The organism is Roseateles paludis, from assembly GCF_039872745.1.
GTDB lineage: Bacteria > Pseudomonadota > Gammaproteobacteria > Burkholderiales > Burkholderiaceae_C > Pelomonas > Pelomonas paludis.
In genome coordinates, this window is the sequence record NZ_JBDPZD010000003.1 from 190,147 (window position 1) to 213,031 (window position 22,885).

The window sequence follows — 22,885 nt, forward strand, 5'->3', positions numbered from 1 at the left end:
TCCGGCCGCGCGCCGGCCGTGAACGAATGCGCGCCGGGGCTGGGCGCGCGCCAGGGCCCGCCGCGTGAAGGGGCCGGATGCCCTCCTAGGATGAAGGTTTTCCTGGTGGCTTCATCCTGGAAGGCGGCATTTGATGGCGCGGTCAGCTTGCGACGGTGATTGGCGGACAGGCTTTTGCCTGTATGCCGGCACGCCGGCCAACGAAGAGATGGATTGCGGGCGCTTGCGTGCGGCGCACCTCGATCAGGTGGTTCGCCTGAGCCCGGCGCTGATGGCGCTGAACGTGCTCTCGGCCGGCCTTGTCTGCCTGGTCCACGGCCTGCCCTGGACGCCGGTGATGACCGGCTGGTTGCTGGCCTTGGGCGGCGTGGTCTTTCTGGGCATGCGGGCCTGGTGGCTGTGGCGCCGGCGTGAGGTGGAGCGGGTGTCGGTGCGCACCTTCCACCATGGCACCAAGCATTCGGCCCTGCTGGGCGCGGTCTGGGGCGCAGCTGCTGCCATCTGGGTGCCTGAGGGCGGTGGCTTGCAGATGCTGCTGGCGGCCTTCATCACCGGCATGGTGGGGGCGGGCGGCATTGCGCTGGCGCCCATGCCGTGGTCCAGCGTGAGCTATGTCGGCACCATCACGCTCGGGGTGGTGGTGGCGATGTTCAGGATCGGCGGCTGGGTCAATGGCCTGATCGCCTTGCTCTTCATCGGCTATGCGCTGGTGGTGCTGGGCGCGGCCTTCACCAACTGCCGGCAAATGCTGGCGCTGCGCGGCTCGCGCGACGAGGTGGACCGGCAGCGCGAGGTGGTGTCCTTGCTGCTGCGCGACTTTGAAGACAACGCCAGCGATGCGTTGTGGGAGACCAACCGCGAGGGCGTGCTGATCCGCCGCTCGCCGCGGCTCGAAGCCCTGTTCCAGGCCGTGGGCCAGCCGCTGGACCAGGTGCGCTTCCCGCACTGGCTCAAAGAGCATTCGCCCGAGGCCGCAGCGCTGCTGGCGGCCTGGGCGCTGCGCCGCCCGTTTCGGGACCTGAAGCTGCAGATCGGGCGTGGCGAGGGTGCGCGCTGGTGGCAGATCAGTGCGCGGCCCGTCAGCGAGGCCGAGCCGCAGCGCTGGCGCGGCGTGATCTCCGACATCAGCGATGCCCACCGCTTTGAAGACCAACTGCGCCAGCAGGCCGAGCAGGACGCGCTGACCGGCCTGCCCAACCGCCGCAGCCTGCTGCGCGCTGCACAAACGGCCCTGCTGCAGAACCAGCACGGCTGGATGCTGTCCATCGACCTCGATCACTTCAAGCTCATCAACGACACCTCGGGGCACTCGGTGGGTGACGAGGTGCTGCGCGAGGTGGCACGCCGCCTGCGCAAGCATGTGCAGGGGCATGACCTGCCAGCCCGCCTGGGCGGTGACGAGTTTGCGCTGCTGTGCCTGAGCGCACCGGGCGATGCGCCGCCGCTGGACCGCGCGCGGGCCTTGATCGGCGACCTCAGCAGCGCCATCCACGTGGGCGCCAAGCGCCTGCATGTGGGCGCGAGCGTGGGCCTGTCGCGGCTGGACACCAGCATCCGCAGCCTGGAAGAGCTCTTGATCAATGCCGACCTCGCGCTCTACGACGCCAAGCGCGTGGGCCGGGGCCGCGCCGTGGTCTATGGCCCGGCGCTGGGCGATGCAAGCCGCCGCTTGAGCCAGATCGAGCTGGCGCTGCGTGGGGCGTTCAAGGCGGGTCAGTTCCACCTGCACTTCCAGCCCAAGGTGGATGCCAAGACCATGCGCCCCGTGGCCGTGGAGGCGCTGATGCGCTGGAACCACCCCAAGCTGGGCACGGTGGCGCCGGGTGAGTTCATCTCGGCGGCCGAGCGCTGCGGGATGATCCACGAGCTGGGCCAGCTGGCCCTGCGCGAGGCGGCGCTGGCGGCCAAGCAGTTGGATGGCCTCGTCGTGGCGGTCAATGTGTCGCCGCTGCAGCTGATGGAGTCCGACTTCACCAGCATCGTCGCCGGCATCCTCAAGGAAGTGGGTGTGGAGCCAGCCCGCATCGAGCTGGAGGTGACCGAGTCGGTGATGCTCGACGACGCCCGCGAGGCCCTGCGCCGCCTGCATGCGCTGCGCGAGCTGGGCGTGCGTGTGGCGCTCGATGACTTCGGCACCGGCTACTCGTCGCTGGCCTACCTGCGCTCCTTCCCCTTCGACACACTCAAGATCGACCGCTCCTTCGTGCAGTCGCTGGGCGAGCAGGCCAACTCGCACGCCATCATCGACACCATCGTGCAGATGGCCCGCGCCCTGGGTATGCGTACCGTGGCCGAAGGCGTCGAGGGCGACATCGAACTGGCGGCGGTGCGCGCCATGCACTGCGATGAAGTCCAGGGCTATCTGGTGTCGCGGCCGCTGTCGCTGGGCTCACTCAAGAGCTGGCTCGACGGCCAGCACGAAGGCCTGATCACCGACAGCATCGACTCCCGGCTCCACCCCTGGTGGCAGGGCACCGTGCACAGCAGCCTGCCTGGGCCGGTGTGAACTAATGCTGCCCGCTGCCCGGCTCAGGCCCGGGGGGCGCCTGTCTTTTGCTGTAACCACTTCGTAATATGGGTCTTCCAAGCGAGGGGGACTCATGCGTGGGGCCGGCCGATGACGGGCGCACCTGATAGCGGGTGGCGTTCCGTCTTCCATTTGTACTCGGATGCGGGTGCCGACATGGCACGGCTGCGCGCTGCGCATCTGACGCAGGTGCTGCGCCTGAGCCCGGCGCTGATGCTGGCCAATGTGCTGGCGGTGTCGCTGACGTTCTGGGTGCTGTGGCAGGGCGGCAACTGGCCCTTGCTGGGCTGGGCCACCTGCCTGGTGCTGGGCAGCTTGCTGGGACTGCGGGGCTGGTGGCTGGCGCGCAAGCGGCAGCGCCAGCAGGCCTCGATCCGCACCATGCACCGCGCCACCTGGCATGGGGTCTTGATGGGCCTGGGCTGGGGCGCCGCGCCCTTGCTCTTCTTCCCCGGCGCGCCGGGGCCCGTGCAAGTGATGATCGCGGGCCTGGTGACGGGCATCCTGGCCGCTGGCGGCCTGGCGCTGGCCACCTTGCCCTGGGCCAGCGTGGCCTTTGTGGCGCTGGTGTGCCTGGGCGCCCTAGGCGCCATGCTGCGCACTGGCAACGCGATGTTCTGGCCGGTCTGCGGCCTGATGGTGGCCTACTCTTTCGTGGTGGTGGCTGCCGCGCTCGCCATCTGCCGCCAGAGCCTGGAGCTGCGCCGCGCGCGCAGCGAGCAGGAGCGGCAGCGCCAGGTGGTGTCGCTGCTGCTGCGCGACTTTGAGGACAACGCCAGCGACGCGCTCTGGGAGTGCGACGCCAAGGGGCATCTGGTGCGGCGCTCGGCGCGCCTGGAGTCCTTCTTTGTGGACGTCGGGCACCGCGTCGACGACGTGCGCTTCCCGCACTGGTTCAGGCTGTACGCCAAGGACGCGAGCGCCCTGGTGGCCACCTGGGCCATGGGCCATTGGTTCCGCGACATGAAGGTGCAGATCGGCGAAGGCGAAGCCGCCCGCTGGTGGACGCTGAGCGCGCGGCCCATCCATGGCGACGGGCAGCGCACCGTGGGCTGGCGCGGCGTGATCTCAGACGTGACCGAGTCCCACCGCTTCGAGCAGCAGTTGCGCGTGCAGGCCGAGCAAGATGGACTCACCGGCCTGGCCAACCGCCGCAGCCTGCTGCAGGCGGCCCAGGCCGCGCTGGCGGCGGGCCGCAAGGGCTGGTTGATGTCCATCGACCTGGATCACTTCAAGCTGATCAACGACACCTTTGGCCACACCTTTGGCGACGAGGTGCTGCGCGAGGTGGGGCTGCGCCTGAGCGCCCAGACCGTGCCGGGCGACCTGGCCGCGCGGCTCGGGGGCGACGAGTTTGCGATGCTCTGCATCTGCCATGGCGACCAGGGCCCGCCCATGGACCGCGCGCAGGAGCTGATCGACCAGCTCAGCACCCCCGTGCATGTGCGCGGCAAGCGCCTGCACGTGGGCGCCAGCGTGGGCCTGGCGCCGCTGGACGTGACCGTGCACGACCTGGAGAGCCTGCTCGTCAACGCTGACCTGGCGCTCTACGACGCCAAGCGTGCCGGCCGAGGCCGCGCCGTGGTCTATGGCCCGGCGCTGGGCGAGGCCAGCCGGCGCATGAGTCAGATCGAGGTGGCGCTGCGCGATGGGCTGCGCAATGGCCAGTTCCATCTGCACTTCCAGCCCAAGGCCGAGGCCTTGACGCTGCGCACCATCGGCGTCGAAGCCCTGATGCGCTGGAACCACCCGAGCCTCGGGACGGTGTCACCGGGCGAGTTCATCTCGGCCGCCGAGCGCTGCGGCTTCATCAACGAGCTGGGCGAGCTGGCGCTGCGCGAGGCCGCCCGCGCGGCCCGCGAGCTGCCCAACCTGACCGTGGCCGTCAATGTCTCGCCCTTGCAGCTGATGGAGGCCGACTTCCCGGAGCGGGTGCGCCGCGTGCTGGCCGAGGCCGGCGTGCCGCCCGAGCGCCTGGAGCTGGAGGTCACCGAGTCCGTGATGCTGGACGACGCCCGCGGCGCCATCCGGCGCCTGCACGCGCTGCGCGAGGTGGGTGTGCGCGTGGCGCTCGATGACTTCGGCACCGGGTATTCGTCCCTCGCGTATCTGCGCGCCTTCCCCTTCCACACGCTCAAGATCGACCGCTCCTTCATCCACTCGCTGGGCGAGCAGTCCAATGCCCACGCCATCGTGGACACCATCGTCCACATGGCCCGCGCCCTCGGGATGCGCACCGTGGCCGAAGGGGTCGAGGACGACATCCAACTGGCGGCGGTGCGCAAGATGCGCTGCGACGAGGTGCAGGGCTACTTGATCTCGCGGCCCATGCCGCTGGACCGACTCAAGGCCTGGCTCTCAGGCCGGCCGGTGCAAGCCACGGGCGACAACGTCGATTCCCGCCTGATGCCGTGGTGGAGCCAGTCGGCGCTGGCCAGCTTCCTGGATGAGCCGATCGTGGGGTCTGAAAGCCGGCGCTGACCGCTGCGCCCGTCCTCAGTGGATGGGCACCAGCACGCAGCGCACCCACTGGCGCTCTTGCACATTGGTGGTCTGGCGCAGCAGGAATTCCTCGGCCAGCGAATTGGGCTCCACAAACTCGAAGCCACCCAGCTGCGCGGTGTCAGACAGGCCCCGTTGCCAGACCTGGCGCACCGCGCCCTTGAAGAGCGGCTCGCCCTCGTCCTCACCGATCAGCAGGCGCAGCTCGTACTGGCCAGCCGACAGCGGGGGCGCCGCACCTGTCATCACCTGCAGGCCGCCTTCGCTGATGTTCACCACCACGCCGCCCCGCTCATTGGCCAGCTCGCGCGGCTTGAACACCCAGACCGGCAAATAGTCGCCCTCTTCGGGCACGAGGAAGAATTCAACGCGTTGGAAACGGCGTTGGTCTTCGAGCAGCTGTTGGTGAGCGGCGGTGTCCATGGGCGAGTTCCAGTGCGAAGGACGATGGGAGCAGGCCGGCGTGACAGGCGGTTTACACGCCCAGCAGTTCGACCTCGAACAGCAGCGTGGCATTGGGCGGAATCACGCCGCCCGCGCCGTAGGCACCATAGCCGAGTTCGGGCGTCAGGACCAGCATGCGCCGGCCCCCCACTTTCATGCCCTGCACGCCTTCGTCCCAGCCCTGGATGACCTCGCCGCCGCCCAGGCGGAAGCGGAAGGGCTGGCCGCGGTCCTTGCTGGAGTCAAACTTCTTGCCGCGCAGGCCATCCTTGAAGAGCCAGCCCGTGTAGTGCACCTGCACGCGCTGGCCGGCCTGGGCCTCGGCGCCGTCGCCGACGACCTGGTCGTCAAACTGCAGGCCGCTGGCCGTTTGCGTGAGATTGAGGCTCACGGGCTCGGGGCCGCCGGACACGCCCAGCAGCTCGACCTCGAAGCACAGCGTGGCATTGGGCGGGATCACGCCGCCCGCGCCGCGCGCGCCATAGCCCAGGCCCGGCGGGATCACGAGCGTGCGCTTGCCGCCGATCTTCATGCCCTGGACGCCTTCGTCCCAGCCCTTGATGACCATGCCAGCCCCCAGCTCGAACTCGAAGGGCTCGCGGCGGTCAAGGCTGGAGTCGAACTTGGTGGTGCGCTTGCCATCGACAAACAGCCAGCCGGTGTAGTGGACCGAGACGTCCTGGCCGGCTTGGGCCAGCTTGCCGTCGCCGACGGTGGTGTCTTCAAACTGCAGTCCGCTGGGCGTGGTGTTCATGCGAGATCCTCGGTGTCTTGAAAGGGCCGATTGTCGCCTTCCGCTTGAGGCCCGCCGAACCGGCTGCGATGTAATGGGCGACCACCAATGCTGACCCTTCGCCCCAATGAACCCTTCTCGCCTGTATCTCCTGTGCGGCCTTCCGGGCGCGGGCAAGACGACGCGCTCCCAGGCGATTGCCGAGACCGACAGCCGAGCCATCCGCCTGTGCACCGACGAGTGGTTGGAAGCCCTCGGGATCAGCCTGGTGGACTACCCGCCGCGCTTCCGCTTCGAACCCCATCTGATCCGGCATGCGGAGCAATTGCTGAAGGCCGGCGTGTCTGTGATCGCGGAGTTCGCCACCTGGTCGCGGCCGGAGCGGGACGCCATTCGGGATGCCGCCCGGGCTGCGGGTGCGGCGGTGGAGCTGCATTTCGTCGATGCCCCGCTCGACGAGCTGGTCCGCCGGGTCCAAGCGCGTGGCGGGCCGCATGCGGAGGTCCTGGCCAGCGAGATCCTGGTGAAGCTGGGGCACCGCTTCGAGCGCCCCGCGCCCGATGAGGTGGCGACTTACGACCGCTACGTCGGCCCCGACGGCAGCTTGAACTGAGCACGCCACTGCGCCAGGGCCTGCGCCAGCAGGTCAGCTGCTAAGACTGCCTCGACGCGCAAGCCCAGCGCTGCCGCCGCCTCGCGCAGGCGCGCGGCCGGGTCGGCCAGGTCCAGCGCGGCGGCACCGTTCTGCTTGGAGAGCTTTTGCCCGTCTGCGGCCAGCACCAGCGGCGTGTGCAGATAGCGCGGCAGCGGCAGCCCCATGGCGCGCTGCAGCGCGATCTGGCGTGGCGTGTTGTCGGCCAGGTCCTCGCCGCGCACGATGTCGGTGACGCCTTGCTCGGCGTCGTCCACCACCACGGCCAGTTGGTAGGCCCAAAGGCCGTCGGCGCGCTTGAGGACGAAGTCGCCGACCTCAGAGCTGAGGTCCTGCGTCTGGGGGCCGAGGCGGCGGTCCTGCCAGTCGATGCGGCCGTCCACCCTGAAGCGCCAGGCGCGCACGGGGCGGCCGTTCGTGCCGTTCCGGCAAGTGCCGGGGTAGACCAGCTCGCCGTGCCGCTGGCGTGGGCCAGCAGCGCTGGCGATCTCGCCACGCGTGCAGGCACAGCCGTAGGCCTGGCCGGCGTCGATCAGGCGCCGCAGGGCGGCTTCGTAGTGGCTGCCGCGGTGCGACTGCCAGACAGGCGGTGCGTCGGGCCGCAGGCTCAGGGCCTCGAGCTGTTGCAGGATCAAAGCGTCCACGCCCGGCGGGCAGCGCGGCCCGTCCACGTCCTCGATGCGCACCAGCCACTGGCCGCCATGGGCGCGCGCATCGAGCCAGCTGGCCAGCGCCGCCACCAGCGAGCCGGCATGCAGCGGGCCGGTGGGCGAGGGGGCAAACCGGCCGATGTAGCTGGACATCAGAGGAGAAGGCCCTCGTGCTGCTCGATCAACGCGCGGCGCGTGACCGGGCTGGCCAGTTGCGCCAGCCACCAGGCCAGGGCCTTGCCGCTGGTCTGCGGGCTCTCGCGCCAGGCGTAGTAGACGGGGTTGGGGCGGTGGCTCAGGTCGGTCTCCTGCGTCACCAGGCGGCCGGCCTCGATGTGGCGGCGCACCATGGCAGCGGGCAGGCGGCCGCAGCCCAGGCCGCGCATGATGGCTTCCAGCTTGGCGGCCAGCGAGGGCACGGTCAGCACGTCCTGGCCCGGCACGATGCCCACGGTCAGTGCCTCGATCTGGCGGGCCGTGTCGGCCACGGCCACGATGCGGTGCGGGGCAATCTCGGCCGCCGACAGCGGCCCCGGCAGCGCGGCCAGCGGGTGGTGCGGCGCCACGCAAAAGACAAAGTCCACCTGGCCCATCGGCTCGCAGCGCACATGGGCATCGCTGAGCTGGCTGGTGACGCCGAGCGCCAGGTCGGCCTGGCCGTGCAGCAGGGCTTCCCAGGTGCCCGCCAGCACCTCGGTGCGGAAGCGGATGCGCGTGGGCGGCGCCTCGCCGTCGATGCGCTGGGCGTAGAAGGCGTCGATCAGGTCGAACATCGCGCGGCGGGCCAGCGAGTCGTCCATGGCGATGGTGAACTCGCTCTCCCAGCCGGTGGCCACACGGCGCACGCGGTTGGCCACGGCGTCCAGCTCCTGCAGCAGGCGGCGGCCTTCGAGCAGCAACTCCTGCCCGGCACGGGTCAGCACCGCCTGGCGGGAGCTGCGGTCAAACAGCAGCACGTCGAGCGCGTCTTCGAGCTGGCGGACCGAGTAGGTCAGCGCCGAGGGCACGCGCCCCATGTCGCGCGCAGCGGCCGCAAAGCTGCCGGTGCGGGCGATGGTGTCGATCATGGACAGCGCGTCAGGGGTCAGCGCGCGGCGTTTGTCTGTGGGGGCGGCCATGCGCCCAAGTCTATGGGCTGGCCACTGCCGTGTGTCAGCTCAGGCTGTAGAGCGACAGCAGCACGCTGCTGGCCTGCCGGCAGCCCACCGAGATGAGCAACTGCCGGTTCAGGTGCGCCCAGGCCGGCGCGCCGGTGGTGAGCCGCACCACGGTGCGGAAGTAGTAGTCGCTGGCAGGCACGTCCTCGCCGCGCGCCAGGCGGGCCATCACCTCGGGCGGGCCGTGGCGCAGGCCCTGGCTGCGCACCTCGATGCGGGCGCCGTCATTGGCCTCGATCACGTAATGGGCGTCGATCTCCAGCACCCCGTCGGCGCGGGCAATCTGCCAGTCCACGCCGCCTTCAACGATGCGGCCACTCAAGCCCGGGCCGCGCACCTCGCCCCCAGCCAGGGGCACGTAGCGGCGTTCGCCCAGCGGCGCGCTGCCTAGGCTGACCAGCGGGCTCACCGCGCAGCGGATGCGCGCAAAGGGCTCCAGCACCGGGGCGGGCGGGAAGGGGGCGTCAAAGAAGCTGTCCGGGCTGGTCATGGGTTGGTCCTAGTGGGCAGGCGCCATGCAAAAGGCAAGATGTGGCGACTTTTCAGGAGTTGAACGGAATGCATGCCGCCACCGCCGCCAGCCTTTGTGGCGTGATCGATGCGTTGGGCCGCACTGACTTTGCCGGCCGCGCGCTGGCTGCGCTGCAGCCGGCGATTCGTGCCGCCTCGTGGTCGGTCTATGAGCTGCAGCCGGGCTGCGCGCCGGTGATGCACCTGTCCAGCACGCATGCCGATGCCGGCCCCGACCGCACGGCCGCTTGCTTCGAGGCCTATGCCGGGGGCCTGTACCTGCGCGATAGCAGCTTCGACCGCGTGCGCCGCCAGCGCGCCGGTGGCCCCATGGTCACGACCATGCATGCCGACGCCGCGCCCAACCGTGAGCACCGCGAGGCCATCTACCGGGCGCACCAGGTGCTGGAGCGGCTGTCCGTGGCCGCGCAGGACGAATGCGGGGCTCTGCTCGCCGTCAACCTCTACCACCACGAGCCGCAAGGCCCGTTCACGGCGGCCGAGCGTGAACGCTTCCAGGCCATGGCGCCGTTGCTGTTCCAGTCGGTGCGGCGGCACCTGAGCTTGCGGCACGAACGCAGCCAGGCCCCGTCGCCACGCGCGGCCATGCTGGCGGCCGCCCCCGCGCTGACGGCGCGCGAGCTGGATGTTTGCGAGCGGCTGCTGCGGGGCTGGACCTATGACGGTGTTGCCGCCGACCTGGGGCTCACCGTGCCTACCGTCAAGACCTACCGCGCCCGCGCTTTTGCGCGCCTCGGGCTGCACTTCCGCAGCGAGCTGTTTGCGCGCTTTGGGCAGGCCCAGGCGCTTAGGCACTGAGGTCCGCACTGAGATCCGGCGAGGGCAGTTGTGCGTCATGGCGCGGCGCACTGTAGCCAGCGCCGGGGCCGCCAGGCGGGCCTGTCGTCCTCACGGATGACAGCGCCGCCGGCCCGTGCTGGCGACACTGCGCCGCCTCAACAAGCTGCCCCGAAAGGCCTGCCCATGACCACTCGCCTGCCTCGCCGCCGTGACCTGCTCTCGCTGTTGCCCGCCCTGGGCCTGGCCCCGCTGGCGGCCCAGGCGCAGACTTGGCCGGAACGTCCGGTGAAGCTGCTCGTCGGCTTCCCGCCCGGCACCGGCCCCGACGTGGTGACGCGCCTCGTCGGCGCCAAGCTGGGCGAGTTGCTCAAGCAGCAGGTCGTGATCGACAACCGTGCCGGTGCCGGCGGCCAGATCGCCGCGCAGGCCGTGGCCAAGAGCCCCGCCGATGGCTACAACCTGCTGATTGGCGAGGTGGGCTCCATCAGCATCGCCCCGCCGGCCTTCACCAAGCTGCCCTATGACCCGGCCAAGGAGCTGGTCGGCGTCAGCGAGCTGGTGCGCTCGGACTTCGTGCTCGTCGTGCCCGTCAATGCGCCCTACGCCAGCTTTGCCGACTTCTTGAAGTTCGCCAAGGCCAATGGCACGGGCGGCAAGCGCGTCAACCTGGCCACCTTTGGCGCCGGCACGCCGGGCCACTTTGGCGCCGAGATGCTGGCCGAGGCCGGTGGCTTTGCCGTCGAGCCCGTGCACTACCGGGCCACCGGCGACGCGGTGACCGCCATCGTCGCCGGCGAGGTGGCCGCGTCCTTCGTCTCCACGGCCCTCGGCGCCGCGCAGATCAAGGGCGGCAAGATGCGCGCGCTGGCCACCACGAGTGCCACGCGTTCGCCTGTGCTGCCCGACGTCCCCACCTTTGCCGAGTTGGGCCTGCCCAAGATCGACTTCTCGGCCTGGTTCGCGCTGTTTGCGCCGCATGGCACGCCGGCCGCCGTGCTGGACCAGCTGAACCGCCAAGCCGTGGCCGCCCTGCAGGACCCAGCCACCAAGACCAAGCTGCAGGAGGCGGGCTTCCGCGTGCTGGGCACCTCGCGCGCTGAAACCGAGCAGATGCTGCGCAGCGAGGCCCCGCGCTGGGCGGCCCTGGTCAAGGCCAGCGGCTTCAAGGGCGATTGAAGGCTGAGCCCATTCGAATGAATTGAACGGCGCCGTCAACGGCGCCAGCATGGTCGGGATCGGGCCCAGCCCCAAGATCTCGGCCATGCAAACCTTCATCTCCTCCTCCCAGCGCGGCCACGCCGATCACGGTTGGCTGAAGTCCTTCCACAGCTTCTCGTTCGCGGACTATCACGACCCGCAGCGCATGGGCTTCGGGCCGCTGCGCGTCATCAACGACGACCTGATCGCGCCCGGCACCGGCTTTGGCATGCACGGGCACCGCGACATGGAGATCCTGACCTACCCGCTCGCCGGCACGCTGGCGCATCGGGATCGGATGGGCAGCTCCGGCGAGCACCAGGGCCTGGTCCAGGCGGGCGACGTGCAGCGCATGAGCGCCGGCACCGGCGTGATGCACAGCGAGGTCAACCCCTCGCTGCAGGACACCTGCCACCTGCTGCAGATCTGGATCCAGCCCCACACCGCCGGCGTGGCGCCGCGCTACGAGCAGCAGCACTTCGGACCCGAGCGCAAGCGCGGCCGCCTGTGCCTGGTGGCCTCGCCCGATGGGGCCGAGGGCTCGCTGTCCATCCACGCCCACGCCCGCATGTACGCCGGGCTGTTTAATGGTGACGAGCAGGCCGAGCTGGCCTTGAGCGCCGGCCACCTGGCCTATGTGCACCTCGCGCGCGGCAGCCTCACCGTCAACGGCCAGCGTCTGGCCGCCGGTGATGCGCTGCAGCTCAGCGAGACCTCTCTCATCAGCGTCTCCGGCGGCCAGGACGCCGAAGTGCTCGTTTTCGACCTCGGTGCCTGACACCGCCCCTCATTCAACAGGAGTTCCCTCATGAGCAAGATCGTCGTTCTCTTCCACTCCGGCTACGGCCATACCGCCAAGGTCGCCGAGGCCGTGGCCACTGCGGCCGGCGCGCAGCTGCTGCCCATCAATGCCGAAGGCACCCTGAGCGATGCCGACTGGGCCACCCTCGCGGCAGCCGACGCCATCGTCTTCGGCACGCCCACCTACATGGGCGGCCCGAGCTGGCAGTTCAAGCGCTTCGCCGATGCCTCCAGCAAGCCTTGGTACGCCCAGGCCTGGAAGGACAAGATCGCCGCAGGCTTCACCAACTCCGCCACCCTCAATGGCGACAAGCAGGGCACCATGCAGTACCTGCACACCCTGAGCCAGCAGCACGGAATGATCTGGGTGGGCATGGGCATGAAGGCCCCCAACCACAAGGCTGCCACGCGCGACGACATCAACAACCTCGGCGGCTACGCCGGCCTCATCACCCAGACGCCGAGCGACGCCTCGGCCGACGAAATGGTGCCCGGCGACCTGGCCACCGCCCGCGCCTTTGGCGAGCGCGTCAAGGCTGTGACGGAGCGCTGGACGCGCTGATCTGGATAGCAAAAGCCCCGCCGCGCAGCGAGCGCGACGGGGCTTTGAAGATGCGTTGACCTGCGGGCTCAGCTCTGGCGGCGTCGGCGTGCGCCAGCCATACCCAGCAGCGCCAACCCAACGAGAGCGAGAGAAGCGGGTTCCGGCACGGGGTTGGGTTCTTTCGTTTCGAAAGGCTGGGTCGCCATGTCGAAGGCCTCATAACGCAGCGAATGCACCAAGCTCGCGGCACCGGTCGACTTGTCCACTGTGTAGATGCCGCTGCCACCGAGGGCATCGGGGCCTGTCGCGAACAGCGTGCCGTCCAGCGCGAAGCCGAGGCCGAAGATCGAGCCACTCACGCCAAAGTTGCCGATCAGCGTTTGCGCACCAGTCGCCTTGTTGATCTTGACCAAGGCCACGCCACCGCCAGTGGCGACCGCACCGTACATGTCCAACAGGGCAGTTGGATCGACCGCAATATCGCCCGCATAGCTCCAGGCGCCACCGCCAATGAGCGTTGAAGCGCCGTCTAGCGGATTGACGCTGTACAGCGACGTGCCACTGCCGGCATAGAGCAGGCCATCCCGGCCTTCGCCCAGTGCGTTGCCTGGCACGCTGCCACCAACGGCGGTTTGCGTATTCGTCACGAGGTTATAGGTTGACAGGCTAGCGCCCACACCTTGGATGTACAAGGTATTGGCCGCTGGGCCAGAGGAAATGCTGTACGCGCCAGCTCCCGTTGCGATCAGGGTTTCGGCGTAGGCGTTGGCCGAGTCGTATGAGTACAGATCGCCACTGCTGCTGTTGATGTAGATGAGCGTGGTCGGCCCCGCCGATGCAGCACCTGAGGCGACGGCCAGGCCTAGGGACAAGGCTTTGAGAAAGTTGCGCATGTTCAGTTAACTCCCGGTTGGATGGCTATCCGGCATATCTGCCGGTGCGGTGTGATAACTGATGCCTAATTAGCAATTTATGAGCCATACGGAGTCGCAGGCGCACCGACCCTTGTCAATCAACAGGTTGCGGGCAGTCGATGCCGGGGCCCGTCAGCTTCCCCAAGCCAGATGTAAACCAATTCGACACTTTGGCAGGGCGCGTTGCGCCCCGACCAACGCCAGCCCACGTGACGATGGCGGCGGCCTGAGAGCTCGGCCTGCGCGGGTATGGGCGCCGCTCAGCGCCCGATGCTGGTGCTGATCTGGTCGAAGACGCCGCCGTCGTCGAAGTGCGTCTTCTGCGCCTGGCGCCAGCCGCCGAACAGCTCGTCGATGGTGAAGAGCTTGACCGGCGCAAACTGCTTGGCATAGCGCGCCGCCACCTGCGCATCACGCGGGCGGAAGTAGTGCCGCGCCGCGATCTCCTGGCCGGCCGGGCTGTACAGGTACTGCAGATACGCCTGGGCCTGCGCGGTGCTGCCGTGCTTGGCGGCCACCTTGTCCACCACGGCCACCGGTGGCTCGGCCAGGATGGAGAGCTTGGGCGTGACGATGTCGAACTTGGTGGGCCCCAGCTCCTTGATGGCCAGCTGGGCCTCGTTCTCCCAGGCGATCAACACATCGCCAATGCCGCGTTCGACAAAGGTGGTGGTGGCGCCGCGCGCGCCCGAGTCCAGCACCTTGACGTTGGCATAGACCCGCTTCACAAAGGCCTTGGCCGACTCGGCATTGCCGCCCGGCTGCTTGAGCGCAAAGCCCCAGGCCGCCAGGTAATTCCAGCGCGCGCCGCCGCTGGTCTTGGGGTTGGGGGTGATGACGTCGATGCCGGTGCGCGCCAGGTCGGCCCAGTCGTCGATGTGCTTGGGGTTGCCCTTGCGCACGAGGAAGACGATGGTGGACGTGTAGGGGCTGGCGTTGTTGGGCAGGCGCTTTTGCCAGTCCGCCGCCAGCAAGCCCTTGTCGGCCAGCACGTCAATGTCATAGGCCAGGGCCAGCGTCACCACATCGGCCTCCAACCCGTCGATCACTGCTCGCGCCTGTTTGCCCGACCCGCCGTGCGACTGGCGCACCGTGACGGGCGTCTTGGACTGGGCGATGAAGGCCTTGTTGAAGTCCTGGTACAGCTCACGCGTTGGGTCGTAGGAGACGTTGAGCAGCGCCTGGGCCGAGGCGGCACTCGGCAGGGCCAGTGCGGCCACTGCGGCGAATGTGGCGACGACCGTTGCCGCGAACCGGGTGATGCCTGCCAAGCGTTGTGAAGCGAGGGTGAGCTGCAGGGGACGGAGGGTGCGGGACATGGCGGAATCTTTGATGCGTTGCCGATGTCTGCACTCTAGAAATTCGTCTCATGAGTGAGAACGAATGGAATCCGGCTTTGAAATGCGGGGACCGCATATGGCGCGGGCTGCGGCAGGCGCTTGGCGACCAACAGGCCTGATCAGTCAGAGAGTAGCTAGACCTCTCGGGATCAGATTCCGTGAGGATGGCGACTGTGGGTGAATGCCCGGCGTCTGGAGCAGTTTTTCGGCCGGCAATTTCCGGCAGGACCCTTCTGAGCCGTTGCGATGGTCCGGAGCAGCCACATTGCCTCCAGCGAAGCGTGAAGCGCCACTAGGCGAGGTTCGCCTTCAGGTAGTTGACGAACGATGTACAGGAAAGCAGGAAGTACCTGGCATCGGACTGATCGATATTCGGCTCCTCAAGCATGGCATGCCGAATCCCGTCATCATCGTTCGTGTAACCGTACAGCTTGGAGAAGCCGTCTTTCAGCGCAGGATGAAGATGGCCCTTCTTCTCCAAGACCTTCAGCGCTTCGCCTAGGGTGGCTTTGGGATTCTCGGAAACGATTCGAGCCATCGCCTCGACGGCGGAGATCGACTCCTTGATGGAGTTTCGGTAGTCGGGCTGCTTGCGATCGGCGAGCAAACCCAAAGCTCTTTCGAGGTGAGTGGCAACCGGCTTGAACCTCGTGTCGGTCAGTGCTTCGGCGAGCATTTGACTTTCTTGCGGATCAGTGATGTCTACAAGCGTTCCATCAATGAACTTGTAGCCAGCTAGCTCCCCCTCGAGCACCCGATTCAGAAAGTCGGCGAGACGAGGTTTCTCTTTGCTGTAGACACGTACCAAGAACTCGAGGAAGTCGTAGACCTCGTTCCACTTACAGCCAAAGTAGTACTTTCGGATCTCATCCAGGATGAGACGACCGCGATTGGTGTAGCCATAACCAGGCCTCGAATCGACTGGCTGCTTGAAATATTGCGCCCAAAGCAGGCGGCTGAAGTTCTCAATCTCCCCGTGGCCACCATGATGCCCGTAGAGGAATCCGTCGGTCGACCAGAACGCGAAGTCGAGCGCGTTCCAGAGCGCGTTGCGGAGTACGTCGTTCATCGAGCCAACTTGCGCCACTTCGGCGATTGGCTTGAGTCCTTTCCGCTGACTGAACGACTTCATGGTTCTGCGACGCCAAACTTGATTTCGGTGGACCGTGAATGATCACCATATCACCGGGCGGCGTAACCAGCGCGGATGTCATCGCTGCAAGTTCCCCCTTTGATGCCGTAGCACCAAGGCCACGTACCCGCAGGCCGAAAGGTCGATCGTCAGCCAGCCACTCGCGCTGTCTCAACGGCTTGGCGAACCAGCGGTGGCGCAAAAGTCTGGATGAAGGCGTAGACATAGTCCCGCAAATAGGCGCTGCGGCGCACGGCGATGCGGGTCATGTTGTCGGCGAACAGGTGGCGGGCGTCGAGGGCTTGCAGGCCGCGGTCGCGCTCGGGGTCGAAGGCGATGGAGGCGACGATGCCGACGCCGAGGCCCAGCTCCACATAGGTCTTGATCACGTCGGCGTCCATGGCCGAGAGGGCGATCTGGGGCTGCAGGCCGGCGGCGGCAAAGGCCTCGTCGATGTGGGAGCGGCCGGTGTAGCCGGGCTCGTAGGTGATGATGGGCTCGCGGGCCAGGGCTTCGAGCGTCAGCGGCTGCTCGGCCAGCGCGTGGCCCTTGGGCACGATGACCACGTGGGTCCAGCGGTAGCAGGGCAGGGCGATGAGGTCAGGGTACTGGGCCAGGGCCTCGGTGGCGATGCCGACGTCGGCCTCACCGCGCAGCAGCCACTGGGCGATCTGCTGCGGGGAGCCTTGGTGCAATTGCAGGCTCACGTCGGGGTGCTGGAGGCGAAAGTCGCGCACGGCCGGGGGCAGCGCGTAGCGGGCCTGGCTGTGGGTGGCGGCCACGCGCAGCAGGCCGCTGCCGGTGGTGGCGAAGTCGTCAGCGGCGTGCTTGAGGTTGTCGGCCTCCAGCAGCAGGCGCTCGATGATGGGCAGCACATGGGCGCCGGGCTCGGTCAGGCCGGTGAGGCGCTTGCCGGCACGCACGAAGAGGTCAATGCCCAGTTCCTCCTCCAACTCGCGGATCTGGCGGCTGACGCCGGGCTGCGAGGTGAAGAGCGCCTGGGCGACCTCAGTGAGGTTGAAGTTGCGGCGCTGGGCCTCGCGGACGGAGCGGAGTTGTTGGAAGTTCATGGGCGCCGGATTGTGGGCAGGCACCCTGGGCTTGTCGTCGATTCAATGGCGATATCGATATGCGCAATTTGCGGGGTAGACGCCCCGCAAATGCGTTGCAGTCAGTAGCCGAACGACCATTCCTGGAAGCTGGCGTTCTCATGCCGCTGCTCGGCCGCCGCCCGCGCGCGGTGCCACTCCACCCAGCGCTGGGCCAGTGGGAAGGGGCCGAAGCCGGACTCGGCATTGATGTGCCCGACCTTGCCCAGGTTGCGGTGGTGCGCGCCCCAGCGCCGCGCCCAGCGCAGTGCGGTGGCGGGGTCCATCCAGGGGTCGTTGGTGCTGGCGATGAGCTGGGTGGTGATGGGCAGGCGGCCTTGCGGCAGCAGCTCGGCCAGGCCAAAGCGGTCGGGGTCAGCCGGGGCCACCAGCAGGGCTTGCTGGATGGTCTCGCCGCCGTGGTCTGCCAGATAGCGGGCCAGGGCCAGAGCGCCAAAGCTGTGGGCCACGGCCAGCCACGGGCCTTCGCCAGCGGACTGGACGGTGCTGTGGATGCGCTCGGCCCAGCGCGCCAGGTCGGGCTGGCTGAAGTCGCGCTGCACCACGCGGCGGGCGTCGCGGTGCTGGCGCTGCAGCCAGCTTTGCCAGTGCGCGGGCCCACTGTCGTTGAGGCCCGGGATGATGAGCAAACGGGGCAGGTGGTAGGCCATGCGCAGCTCCAGTCAGGCGCTCAGAGGGTGGCGATGGAGACTTCAGTCGATTTGACCAGAGCCACCACCTCGCGGCCAGGCGCCAGGGCCAGGTCCTTGACCGAGCGGGTCGTGATGACCGAGGTGATCAGCTGGCCCGAGGGCAGGCGAACATCGACCTCGGAGACGACCGGCCCCTCGATGACTTCGACGACGGTGCCGCGGAATTGGTTGCGAACGTTGACGGCGGTGATGCTCATGGGGGGCTCCTTCCAAAGGCTGTCCACGAGGGGACGATGGAGGGAGTGTGGGCGTCGTCGCCCCGCGCGCCAACGAAGGCTTTGGCAGATGCTTATGCGCTTGCCCAGGGGCTCAAAGGGCGAGCGCGCGGGCCAGTTGCTCGCGCTGCACGCGCTCGCGCAGCAGCAGCTGCTGGGCGCTGATCTCGGCGTCGAGCCGGGCGACTTCGAGCTGCAGCCAGTCGGCACGGCTGAGGGTGCCGGTCTCGTAGCGCAGCGCGGCCTGTCGGGCGGCTTGGGTGGCCTCGCGCAGCCGTGCCACGTTGGCGGCTTGCTGGTCGCGCAGGCGCTGGCCTTCGACGAGCAGGGCCTCGACCTCGACCACGCTGCGCGCCACGGTGTCGCGCAACTGCAGGGCCGCGAGTTCAAGCTCGGTGCGAGCGCTGTCGCGCTGGGCGTCGAGCCGCTGCCAATCGATCAAGGGCACGACCAGGTTGCCGGCCAGCGAGACCAGGGGCTGGGACAGCCAGTCGCTGGCGCGGCTGCCATTGGTGCTGAGGTTGGCGCTGAAGGAGAGCTGCGGGTAGCGCTGGGCCTCGCTGACGCGCAGCCGGGCCAGGGCAGCGTCCACCAGGGCGCGGGCGCGTTGCAGGTCGGGGCGGCGGGCCAGTACGTCGGCGGGTGCGGGCAGGGCCAGGCTGGGCGCGGGTTCAAGCAGCGCGGTGCTCGTGACCTCGGGGCCGGGCAGGGGCTCGTCAAGCAGCAGCGCGAGTTGCTGGCGTTGCAGGCGCGTGTCGGCGTCCAGGTCGGCGAGGCGGACCTCGGCCTGCTGCAGGCTGGCGGCGGCGCGGTCCACCTCGATGGGCAGTAGCTTGCCCTCCTGCACGCGCAGGCGCACGCGCTGCAGCACGTCCTGCGCCAGCTCGCGCTGCCGGGTGGCGAGCGGGCGCTGGGCGGCCAGGGCACGCAGCGTCCAGTAGCGCTCGGCCACTTGCTGGCGCAGCTGGGCGTGGGCGGCGCGCAGGTCGGCCTGTGCGGCCTCGGTCTGCGCGGCGGCGGCATTGCGGCCTTGGGCGAGGCGGTCCCACACGTCCCACTCCCAGCCCACGCCGACCGAGGCGCTGTAGCTGCGGCTCCAGCCTTGCTGGCTGGTCACGGGCACGCCGACGCCGCCGACATCGACCACGCGCGTGCTCGACTGCGGCTCGACGGGCCGCGATGCACTGTGGCTGAGCCCGGCTTGCGGGCTGAAGCGCAGGCCGGCCACGCGCTCCTGGGTCTGCGCCTGGCGCAGCCGCAGCGCGGCGGAGGCGAGGTCGCGGTTGGCGGCGTCAGCGCGGGCCAGCAGCGCGCGCAGCTCGGGGGTCTCCAGGGCATCGAGGGCGGCGGTTGAAGTGACGGGTGCTTGCTGCCAGGCGGCAGGCGCGGTGGGTGATGGGGGCGCTTGCAGCGGCGCTTGTGCGCAGGCTGCGAGCGCCAGCGATACGGCGAGGGCGATGAGGGTTCTTCTTGTCATGGTCACTCCCGGGCCAGCGCGTCAACGGGGCTCAGCGCGGCCGCACGGCGTGCGGGGACGGTGCCGAACACCAGGCCAACGAGGCTGGACACTGCAAACGCGAGCGCCAGCGCGGCGCCGCTCACTTCGACGTGCAACTTGTCTTGGGCCGCATTGAGCGCCACCGCCCCGAGGCCGCTGAGCGCCACACCCACCAGGCCGCCCAGGCAGCACAGCAGCACGGCCTCGACGAGGAACTGCAGCCGCACATCGGCCTGCCGCGCGCCCACCGCCATGCGGATGCCGATCTCGCGGGTGCGTTCGCTGACCGAGACCAGCATGATGTTCATCACCCCCACGCCGCCGACCAGCAGCGAGATGGCCCCCACGCCGGCAAAGAGCAGCGAGAGCGCGCCGGTGACCTGCTGGAAGCTCTGGAACTCCTCCTCGCCGCTCCAGGAGCCGAAGTCCTCGATGCCGTGCAGCGCCCGCAGGCGGTAGACGACCTGCTTGCGCACCTCGGCCGGCGGCAGGCTGAAGTCCATCAGCACGTTGAAGACATCGGCGTCGGGCCGCAGGTCGAGCTTCTTGCTGTAGGCCGTGTGCGGCATGAAGACCTGGCCCAGGCCGTTGCCGAACTGGACCATGCTGCCGGTGTCCTGGGCCACGAGGCCGATCACGGTCACGGGCAGCGCCACGCCCACCGGGGGCGGTGGGCTGCCGGGGATCTGGGCAGCCGCTTGCTGCGGGTCGAGCCCGGGCGCGAGCAACACGGTGCGGCCCACGACCTTCTCGCCCTTCTTGAAGAGGTTGTCGCGGGCTTTCTCGTCGAGCACCACCACGTGGGCGGAGGTGGCGAAGTCGACCGGCGCAAAGGCCCGGCCCTCGACGACCTTGAGCTTGCGCATCTGCAGGCTGTGAGGCTCGGCGCCGAGCACGGCGACCATGCTGTCGCGGCCGGCGTGGCGGGCCGTCATCTGGGTCTCGCGCTCGGAGGTGACGGCGCGCACGCCGGGCAGGGCGCGCAGGGCCTCCAGCTCGGTGGGCCGGAAGGGCTGGGGCGGGACGCCCGGCGGCAGGTTGGGGTTGCCGCGCCAGAAGACGATGCGGCCCGACAGGAAGCCGCCGACGTCCTTTTCGATGCTGGAGCGCGCGGCGGTGGTGAGCGCCATGATGCTGACCACGGCGGCGATGCCGATGCTGATGCCGAGCATGGAGAGCGCCGTGCGCAGGCGGTTGCCCTTGAGGCTTTGCCAGGCAGACATCAAGGCCTCGCGCCACTGGGCGCGCTTGCGAGACCACCAGCCGCCCTGCCCACGCGGGGCGGACTCGTTGCTGGCGGCCTGGTGTGCGTCGGGCGTGCCGCCGTCGCGGACGATGTGGCCATCACGCAGCTCGATCACGCGGCGCGCATGGGCGGCGACGTGGGCGTCGTGCGTGACGAGGATGATGGTGTGGCCAGCCGCGTTCAGCTCCTTGAGCAGGGCCAGCAGCTCCGCGCCAGAGGCCGAGTCGAGCGCGCCAGTGGGCTCGTCGGCCAGGATGATCTGGCCGCCGTTCATCAGCGCGCGGGCGATGGAGACGCGCTGCTGCTGGCCGCCCGAGAGCTCATTCGGCCGGTGGTGCATGCGCTCTTGCAGCCCGAGGCGCGTGAGCAGGCTTTCGGCGCGCTGCTGGCGCTCGGCGTCGGCCAGGCCGGCGTAGACCGAGGGCAGGGCGGCGTTGCCGCGCGCATCCAGGTGCGGCAGCAGGTGGTAGCGCTGGAAGATGAAGCCAAAGCGTTCGCGCCGCAGCTGGGCCAGCTCGTCGGGCCCAAAGGCGCTGACGTCCTGGCCGTCGATCAGGAACTGCCCGCTGCTCGGGTTGTCGAGGCAACCGAGCACGTTCATCAAGGTGCTCTTGCCCGAGCCCGACTGCCCCATGATGGCGACGAACTCGCCCGCCTCGATGGTGAGGCTGACCCCATCAAGCGCACGCACCTCCTGGCCACCGAGCTGGTAGCGGCGTACCAGCTCGCGGACTTCGATGAGCGCAGGCATTACTTGCTCGCTGCTGAGGCGGAAGACGCTGCAGCGGAGGCCGCATCGGCCGCTGACGGCGGCGCGAGCAGCACTTTCTCGCCGGCCTTCAGGCCATCGAGCACCTGCACGCGGGCGCCGTCTTGCAGGCCGGTCTTGATCTGGCGGCGCTTCTGCTCGTTCTTGGCATCGAGCACGGTGATGTCAAAGCGGCCGTCCTCGCCACGCTCGCCCAGGGCCACCATCGGGATGGTGAGGGCCTTGCTGGCCTTGCCGGTCTCGATGCTGACTTGCACGGTCATGTCGGACAGCAGCTTGCGGGCCTTGTTGTCCACCTCGAAGAGCACGTTGTAGAAGACCGCGTTGCCGGCCCGCTCGGGCACGGGCTGGATGACGCGCACCTTGCCCTCGTAGCGCTGGGCCTCGCCTGACAGCGTGATGAAGCGGGCCACCTGGCCGACCTGGATGGATGCGATGTCAGCCTCAGGGACGCGGGCGCGGACGGTGATCTCGTCCATATTGGCCAGGGTCACCATCACCGGCGTGATCTGCACGGCGATCACGGTCTGGCCTTCCTGCACAGGCAGGTTGACGACGGTGCCGTCCATGGGCGCGGTGATGGAGGTGTAAGACAGGCGCAGCTTGCCCTTGGCCAGCTCGGCCTCCAGGCGCTGGGCGGTGGCGGCGGCACCGCGCAACTCGGCCTCCAGCTTGGCGACCTCGGCCTCGGCGCGCTCCAGGTCCACGCCGGTGGTGGCATCGCCGGCCATCAGGCGGCGCTGGCGCGCGAGTTCCTTGCGCAACGTGGCGAGGTCCACATTGCGGCTGTCGATCAGGGCGCGCTGCTGGGCCAGCGTGGCCTCGGCCTGCGCCACGTCGCTACGGGCCAGCTCGGGGTCGAGGCTGACGAGCAGGTCGCCCTGCTTGACCTGCTGGCCCAGCTGGACATGGATCTTCTTGACCTGGCCGCTGACCTGGGCGCCGACGTCCACTTTGAGGCGGGGCTGCAGCACGCCGGCGGCCTGGACGACCTGGGTGATGTCGGCCACCGTGGCCTCGCCGCTGGGTGGCGGTGGTGGCGGCGGTGGCGGGTTGAACTGGCGGTAGCCCGTCCAGCCCGCACCCGCGAGCGCGGCCACCAGGATCAGTTTGGCCCACCAGGGCTTGAGGGCGCGGCGCACCCGTTGCTTGGTCGTCGTTGTCATGCGGCTTCCTGTGTTGCCCGGCAGTATGTCTGCCTGGGGCGGTGCACAGGAGCCTGGAGAGACAGGCGACCGATTGGCGGGGATGAAGCGGGCAGGGCGCCGATGAGCGGCGCGGCGGAGCGGTCAGGCGACGTTGAATGAGTCCCCGCGGTGCGCCGCGCCCGGGTTTGGGATGAGCTGCAAGGCGCAAAGCGGAGCTGTAGCGTGGGCTACAGCGAGCATTTGCAACGCCGCAGATCGCCCAAAGCAGGGATGCGGCGCGCGCGAGGGACTTGTTCAGCGTTGC

General features: G+C 68.9%; 21 protein-coding genes and 1 pseudogene. 7 read left to right on the top strand and 15 right to left on the bottom strand.

Annotated features, from left to right (window positions below; translation table 11 throughout):
- The first annotated feature begins 133 nt into the window (after positions 1 to 133).
- Both ABDJ85_RS12135 and ABDJ85_RS12140 read left to right on the top strand, forming a co-directional pair.
- A complete protein-coding gene (locus tag ABDJ85_RS12135) occupies positions 134 to 2,506 on the top strand; it encodes a putative bifunctional diguanylate cyclase/phosphodiesterase (RefSeq protein ID WP_347705044.1) in 2,373 nt (790 codons plus the stop codon).
- Between the two features lie 984 nt (positions 2,507 to 3,490).
- Complete coding sequence (locus tag ABDJ85_RS12140) at positions 3,491 to 5,008, top strand: putative bifunctional diguanylate cyclase/phosphodiesterase (RefSeq protein ID WP_430765548.1); 1,518 nt, start codon at positions 3,491 to 3,493, stop codon at positions 5,006 to 5,008.
- Positions 5,009 to 5,023: 15 nt separating this feature from the next.
- Here the strand turns inward: ABDJ85_RS12140 and ABDJ85_RS12145 are convergent, their stop codons facing one another.
- From ABDJ85_RS12145 to ABDJ85_RS12155, 3 genes and pseudogenes are all read right to left on the bottom strand, one after another.
- Positions 5,024 to 5,452, bottom strand: a complete 429-nt coding sequence (locus ABDJ85_RS12145) for a PilZ domain-containing protein (RefSeq protein WP_347705046.1) — start codon at positions 5,450 to 5,452, stop codon at positions 5,024 to 5,026.
- Positions 5,453 to 5,504: 52 nt separating this feature from the next.
- Positions 5,505 to 5,864, bottom strand: coding sequence for an FKBP-type peptidyl-prolyl cis-trans isomerase (locus ABDJ85_RS12150; protein WP_347705378.1), 360 nt, complete (start codon positions 5,862 to 5,864; stop codon positions 5,505 to 5,507).
- Positions 5,865 to 5,882: 18 nt separating this feature from the next.
- A pseudogene (locus ABDJ85_RS12155) lies at positions 5,883 to 6,227 on the bottom strand (FKBP-type peptidyl-prolyl cis-trans isomerase); the annotation flags it as partial.
- A gap of 106 nt (positions 6,228 to 6,333) precedes the next feature.
- On the opposite strand from ABDJ85_RS12155, the gene ABDJ85_RS12160 reads away from it, so the two are divergent.
- Positions 6,334 to 6,819 (top strand): P-loop nucleotide/nucleoside kinase family protein, encoded by a 486-nt coding sequence (locus ABDJ85_RS12160; RefSeq protein WP_347705047.1) that lies wholly within the window; start codon positions 6,334 to 6,336, stop codon positions 6,817 to 6,819.
- Here ABDJ85_RS12160 and gluQRS read toward each other — a convergent pair.
- From gluQRS to ABDJ85_RS12175, 3 genes are read right to left on the bottom strand one after another with little or no spacing between them, the layout of a single operon-like run.
- The gene (gene gluQRS / locus ABDJ85_RS12165; RefSeq protein ID WP_347705048.1) at positions 6,789 to 7,661 is read right to left on the bottom strand and encodes a tRNA glutamyl-Q(34) synthetase GluQRS; all 873 of its coding nucleotides are present in this window, start codon (positions 7,659 to 7,661) and stop codon (positions 6,789 to 6,791) included. The two genes, ABDJ85_RS12160 and gluQRS, sit on opposite strands and share 31 nt — an antisense overlap.
- The gene (locus tag ABDJ85_RS12170) at positions 7,661 to 8,626 is read right to left on the bottom strand and encodes a LysR family transcriptional regulator (RefSeq protein ID WP_347705049.1); all 966 of its coding nucleotides are present in this window, start codon (positions 8,624 to 8,626) and stop codon (positions 7,661 to 7,663) included. Before ABDJ85_RS12170 ends, gluQRS begins: the two co-directional genes overlap by 1 nt.
- A gap of 34 nt (positions 8,627 to 8,660) precedes the next feature.
- On the bottom strand, positions 8,661 to 9,155 hold the full coding sequence (locus ABDJ85_RS12175) for a DUF3237 domain-containing protein (protein ID WP_347705050.1): 495 nt from the start codon (positions 9,153 to 9,155) through the stop codon (positions 8,661 to 8,663).
- Positions 9,156 to 9,223: 68 nt separating this feature from the next.
- On the opposite strand from ABDJ85_RS12175, the gene ABDJ85_RS12180 reads away from it, so the two are divergent.
- The 4 genes from ABDJ85_RS12180 (at position 9,224) to ABDJ85_RS12195 (ending at position 12,536) form a co-directional block, all read left to right on the top strand.
- The gene (locus tag ABDJ85_RS12180) at positions 9,224 to 9,994 is read left to right on the top strand and encodes a helix-turn-helix transcriptional regulator (protein WP_347705051.1); all 771 of its coding nucleotides are present in this window, start codon (positions 9,224 to 9,226) and stop codon (positions 9,992 to 9,994) included.
- 165 nt (positions 9,995 to 10,159) lie between these two features.
- Entirely contained in the window at positions 10,160 to 11,152 is a 993-nt protein-coding gene (locus tag ABDJ85_RS12185; protein ID WP_347705052.1) for a Bug family tripartite tricarboxylate transporter substrate binding protein, read from the top strand.
- 85 nt (positions 11,153 to 11,237) lie between these two features.
- A complete protein-coding gene (locus ABDJ85_RS12190) occupies positions 11,238 to 11,951 on the top strand; it encodes a pirin family protein (RefSeq protein WP_347705379.1) in 714 nt (237 codons plus the stop codon).
- 30 nt (positions 11,952 to 11,981) lie between these two features.
- Positions 11,982 to 12,536, top strand: a complete 555-nt coding sequence (locus ABDJ85_RS12195) for a flavodoxin family protein (protein WP_347705053.1) — start codon at positions 11,982 to 11,984, stop codon at positions 12,534 to 12,536.
- Between the two features lie 68 nt (positions 12,537 to 12,604).
- On the opposite strand, the gene ABDJ85_RS12200 is transcribed toward ABDJ85_RS12195, so the two are convergent.
- The 9 genes from ABDJ85_RS12200 to ABDJ85_RS12240 all read right to left on the bottom strand — a co-directional run bounded on the left by ABDJ85_RS12200 (position 12,605) and on the right by ABDJ85_RS12240 (position 22,599).
- Entirely contained in the window at positions 12,605 to 13,411 is an 807-nt protein-coding gene (locus ABDJ85_RS12200) for a PEP-CTERM sorting domain-containing protein (protein ID WP_347705054.1), read from the bottom strand.
- 281 nt (positions 13,412 to 13,692) lie between these two features.
- Complete coding sequence (locus ABDJ85_RS12205) at positions 13,693 to 14,751, bottom strand: sulfate ABC transporter substrate-binding protein (protein WP_347705055.1); 1,059 nt, start codon at positions 14,749 to 14,751, stop codon at positions 13,693 to 13,695.
- 313 nt (positions 14,752 to 15,064) lie between these two features.
- Positions 15,065 to 15,904 (bottom strand): AbiJ-NTD4 domain-containing protein, encoded by an 840-nt coding sequence (locus ABDJ85_RS12210; protein WP_347705056.1) that lies wholly within the window; start codon positions 15,902 to 15,904, stop codon positions 15,065 to 15,067.
- Between the two features lie 149 nt (positions 15,905 to 16,053).
- Positions 16,054 to 16,974, bottom strand: coding sequence for a CysB family HTH-type transcriptional regulator (locus tag ABDJ85_RS12215; protein WP_347705057.1), 921 nt, complete (start codon positions 16,972 to 16,974; stop codon positions 16,054 to 16,056).
- A 101-nt stretch (positions 16,975 to 17,075) separates the two neighbouring features.
- Complete coding sequence (locus ABDJ85_RS12220; RefSeq protein ID WP_347705058.1) at positions 17,076 to 17,663, bottom strand: RBBP9/YdeN family alpha/beta hydrolase; 588 nt, start codon at positions 17,661 to 17,663, stop codon at positions 17,076 to 17,078.
- Positions 17,664 to 17,683: 20 nt separating this feature from the next.
- Entirely contained in the window at positions 17,684 to 17,902 is a 219-nt protein-coding gene (locus tag ABDJ85_RS12225; protein ID WP_347705059.1) for a TOBE domain-containing protein, read from the bottom strand.
- 112 nt (positions 17,903 to 18,014) lie between these two features.
- Positions 18,015 to 19,397, bottom strand: a complete 1,383-nt coding sequence (locus tag ABDJ85_RS12230) for a TolC family protein (RefSeq protein WP_347705060.1) — start codon at positions 19,395 to 19,397, stop codon at positions 18,015 to 18,017.
- Positions 19,398 to 19,399: 2 nt separating this feature from the next.
- The gene (locus ABDJ85_RS12235) at positions 19,400 to 21,415 is read right to left on the bottom strand and encodes an ATP-binding cassette domain-containing protein (protein WP_347705061.1); all 2,016 of its coding nucleotides are present in this window, start codon (positions 21,413 to 21,415) and stop codon (positions 19,400 to 19,402) included.
- Complete coding sequence (locus ABDJ85_RS12240) at positions 21,415 to 22,599, bottom strand: efflux RND transporter periplasmic adaptor subunit (protein WP_347705062.1); 1,185 nt, start codon at positions 22,597 to 22,599, stop codon at positions 21,415 to 21,417. Before ABDJ85_RS12240 ends, ABDJ85_RS12235 begins: the two co-directional genes overlap by 1 nt.
- Between the last annotated feature and the right edge of the window lie 286 nt (positions 22,600 to 22,885).

What these genes read in the sequence shown, in the direction of transcription:
- ABDJ85_RS12135 (WP_347705044.1), top strand. Translation starts at nt 134, where the DNA reads ATGGCGCGGTCAGCTTGCGACGGTGATTGGCGGACAGGCTTTTGCCTG.
- ABDJ85_RS12140 (WP_430765548.1), top strand. Translation starts at nt 3,491, where the DNA reads ATGAAGGTGCAGATCGGCGAAGGCGAAGCCGCCCGCTGGTGGACGCTG.
- ABDJ85_RS12145 (WP_347705046.1), bottom strand. Translation starts at nt 5,452, where the DNA reads ATGGACACCGCCGCTCACCAACAGCTGCTCGAAGACCAACGCCGTTTC.
- ABDJ85_RS12160 (WP_347705047.1), top strand. Translation starts at nt 6,334, where the DNA reads ATGAACCCTTCTCGCCTGTATCTCCTGTGCGGCCTTCCGGGCGCGGGC.
- gluQRS (WP_347705048.1), bottom strand. Translation starts at nt 7,661, where the DNA reads ATGTCCAGCTACATCGGCCGGTTTGCCCCCTCGCCCACCGGCCCGCTG.
- ABDJ85_RS12170 (WP_347705049.1), bottom strand. Translation starts at nt 8,626, where the DNA reads ATGGCCGCCCCCACAGACAAACGCCGCGCGCTGACCCCTGACGCGCTG.
- ABDJ85_RS12175 (WP_347705050.1), bottom strand. Translation starts at nt 9,155, where the DNA reads ATGACCAGCCCGGACAGCTTCTTTGACGCCCCCTTCCCGCCCGCCCCG.
- ABDJ85_RS12180 (WP_347705051.1), top strand. Translation starts at nt 9,224, where the DNA reads ATGCATGCCGCCACCGCCGCCAGCCTTTGTGGCGTGATCGATGCGTTG.
- ABDJ85_RS12185 (WP_347705052.1), top strand. Translation starts at nt 10,160, where the DNA reads ATGACCACTCGCCTGCCTCGCCGCCGTGACCTGCTCTCGCTGTTGCCC.
- ABDJ85_RS12190 (WP_347705379.1), top strand. Translation starts at nt 11,238, where the DNA reads ATGCAAACCTTCATCTCCTCCTCCCAGCGCGGCCACGCCGATCACGGT.
- ABDJ85_RS12195 (WP_347705053.1), top strand. Translation starts at nt 11,982, where the DNA reads ATGAGCAAGATCGTCGTTCTCTTCCACTCCGGCTACGGCCATACCGCC.
- ABDJ85_RS12200 (WP_347705054.1), bottom strand. Translation starts at nt 13,411, where the DNA reads ATGCGCAACTTTCTCAAAGCCTTGTCCCTAGGCCTGGCCGTCGCCTCA.
- ABDJ85_RS12205 (WP_347705055.1), bottom strand. Translation starts at nt 14,751, where the DNA reads ATGTCCCGCACCCTCCGTCCCCTGCAGCTCACCCTCGCTTCACAACGC.
- ABDJ85_RS12210 (WP_347705056.1), bottom strand. Translation starts at nt 15,904, where the DNA reads ATGAAGTCGTTCAGTCAGCGGAAAGGACTCAAGCCAATCGCCGAAGTG.
- ABDJ85_RS12215 (WP_347705057.1), bottom strand. Translation starts at nt 16,974, where the DNA reads ATGAACTTCCAACAACTCCGCTCCGTCCGCGAGGCCCAGCGCCGCAAC.
- ABDJ85_RS12220 (WP_347705058.1), bottom strand. Translation starts at nt 17,663, where the DNA reads ATGGCCTACCACCTGCCCCGTTTGCTCATCATCCCGGGCCTCAACGAC.
- ABDJ85_RS12225 (WP_347705059.1), bottom strand. Translation starts at nt 17,902, where the DNA reads ATGAGCATCACCGCCGTCAACGTTCGCAACCAATTCCGCGGCACCGTC.
- ABDJ85_RS12230 (WP_347705060.1), bottom strand. Translation starts at nt 19,397, where the DNA reads ATGACAAGAAGAACCCTCATCGCCCTCGCCGTATCGCTGGCGCTCGCA.
- ABDJ85_RS12235 (WP_347705061.1), bottom strand. Translation starts at nt 21,415, where the DNA reads ATGCCTGCGCTCATCGAAGTCCGCGAGCTGGTACGCCGCTACCAGCTC.
- ABDJ85_RS12240 (WP_347705062.1), bottom strand. Translation starts at nt 22,599, where the DNA reads ATGACAACGACGACCAAGCAACGGGTGCGCCGCGCCCTCAAGCCCTGG.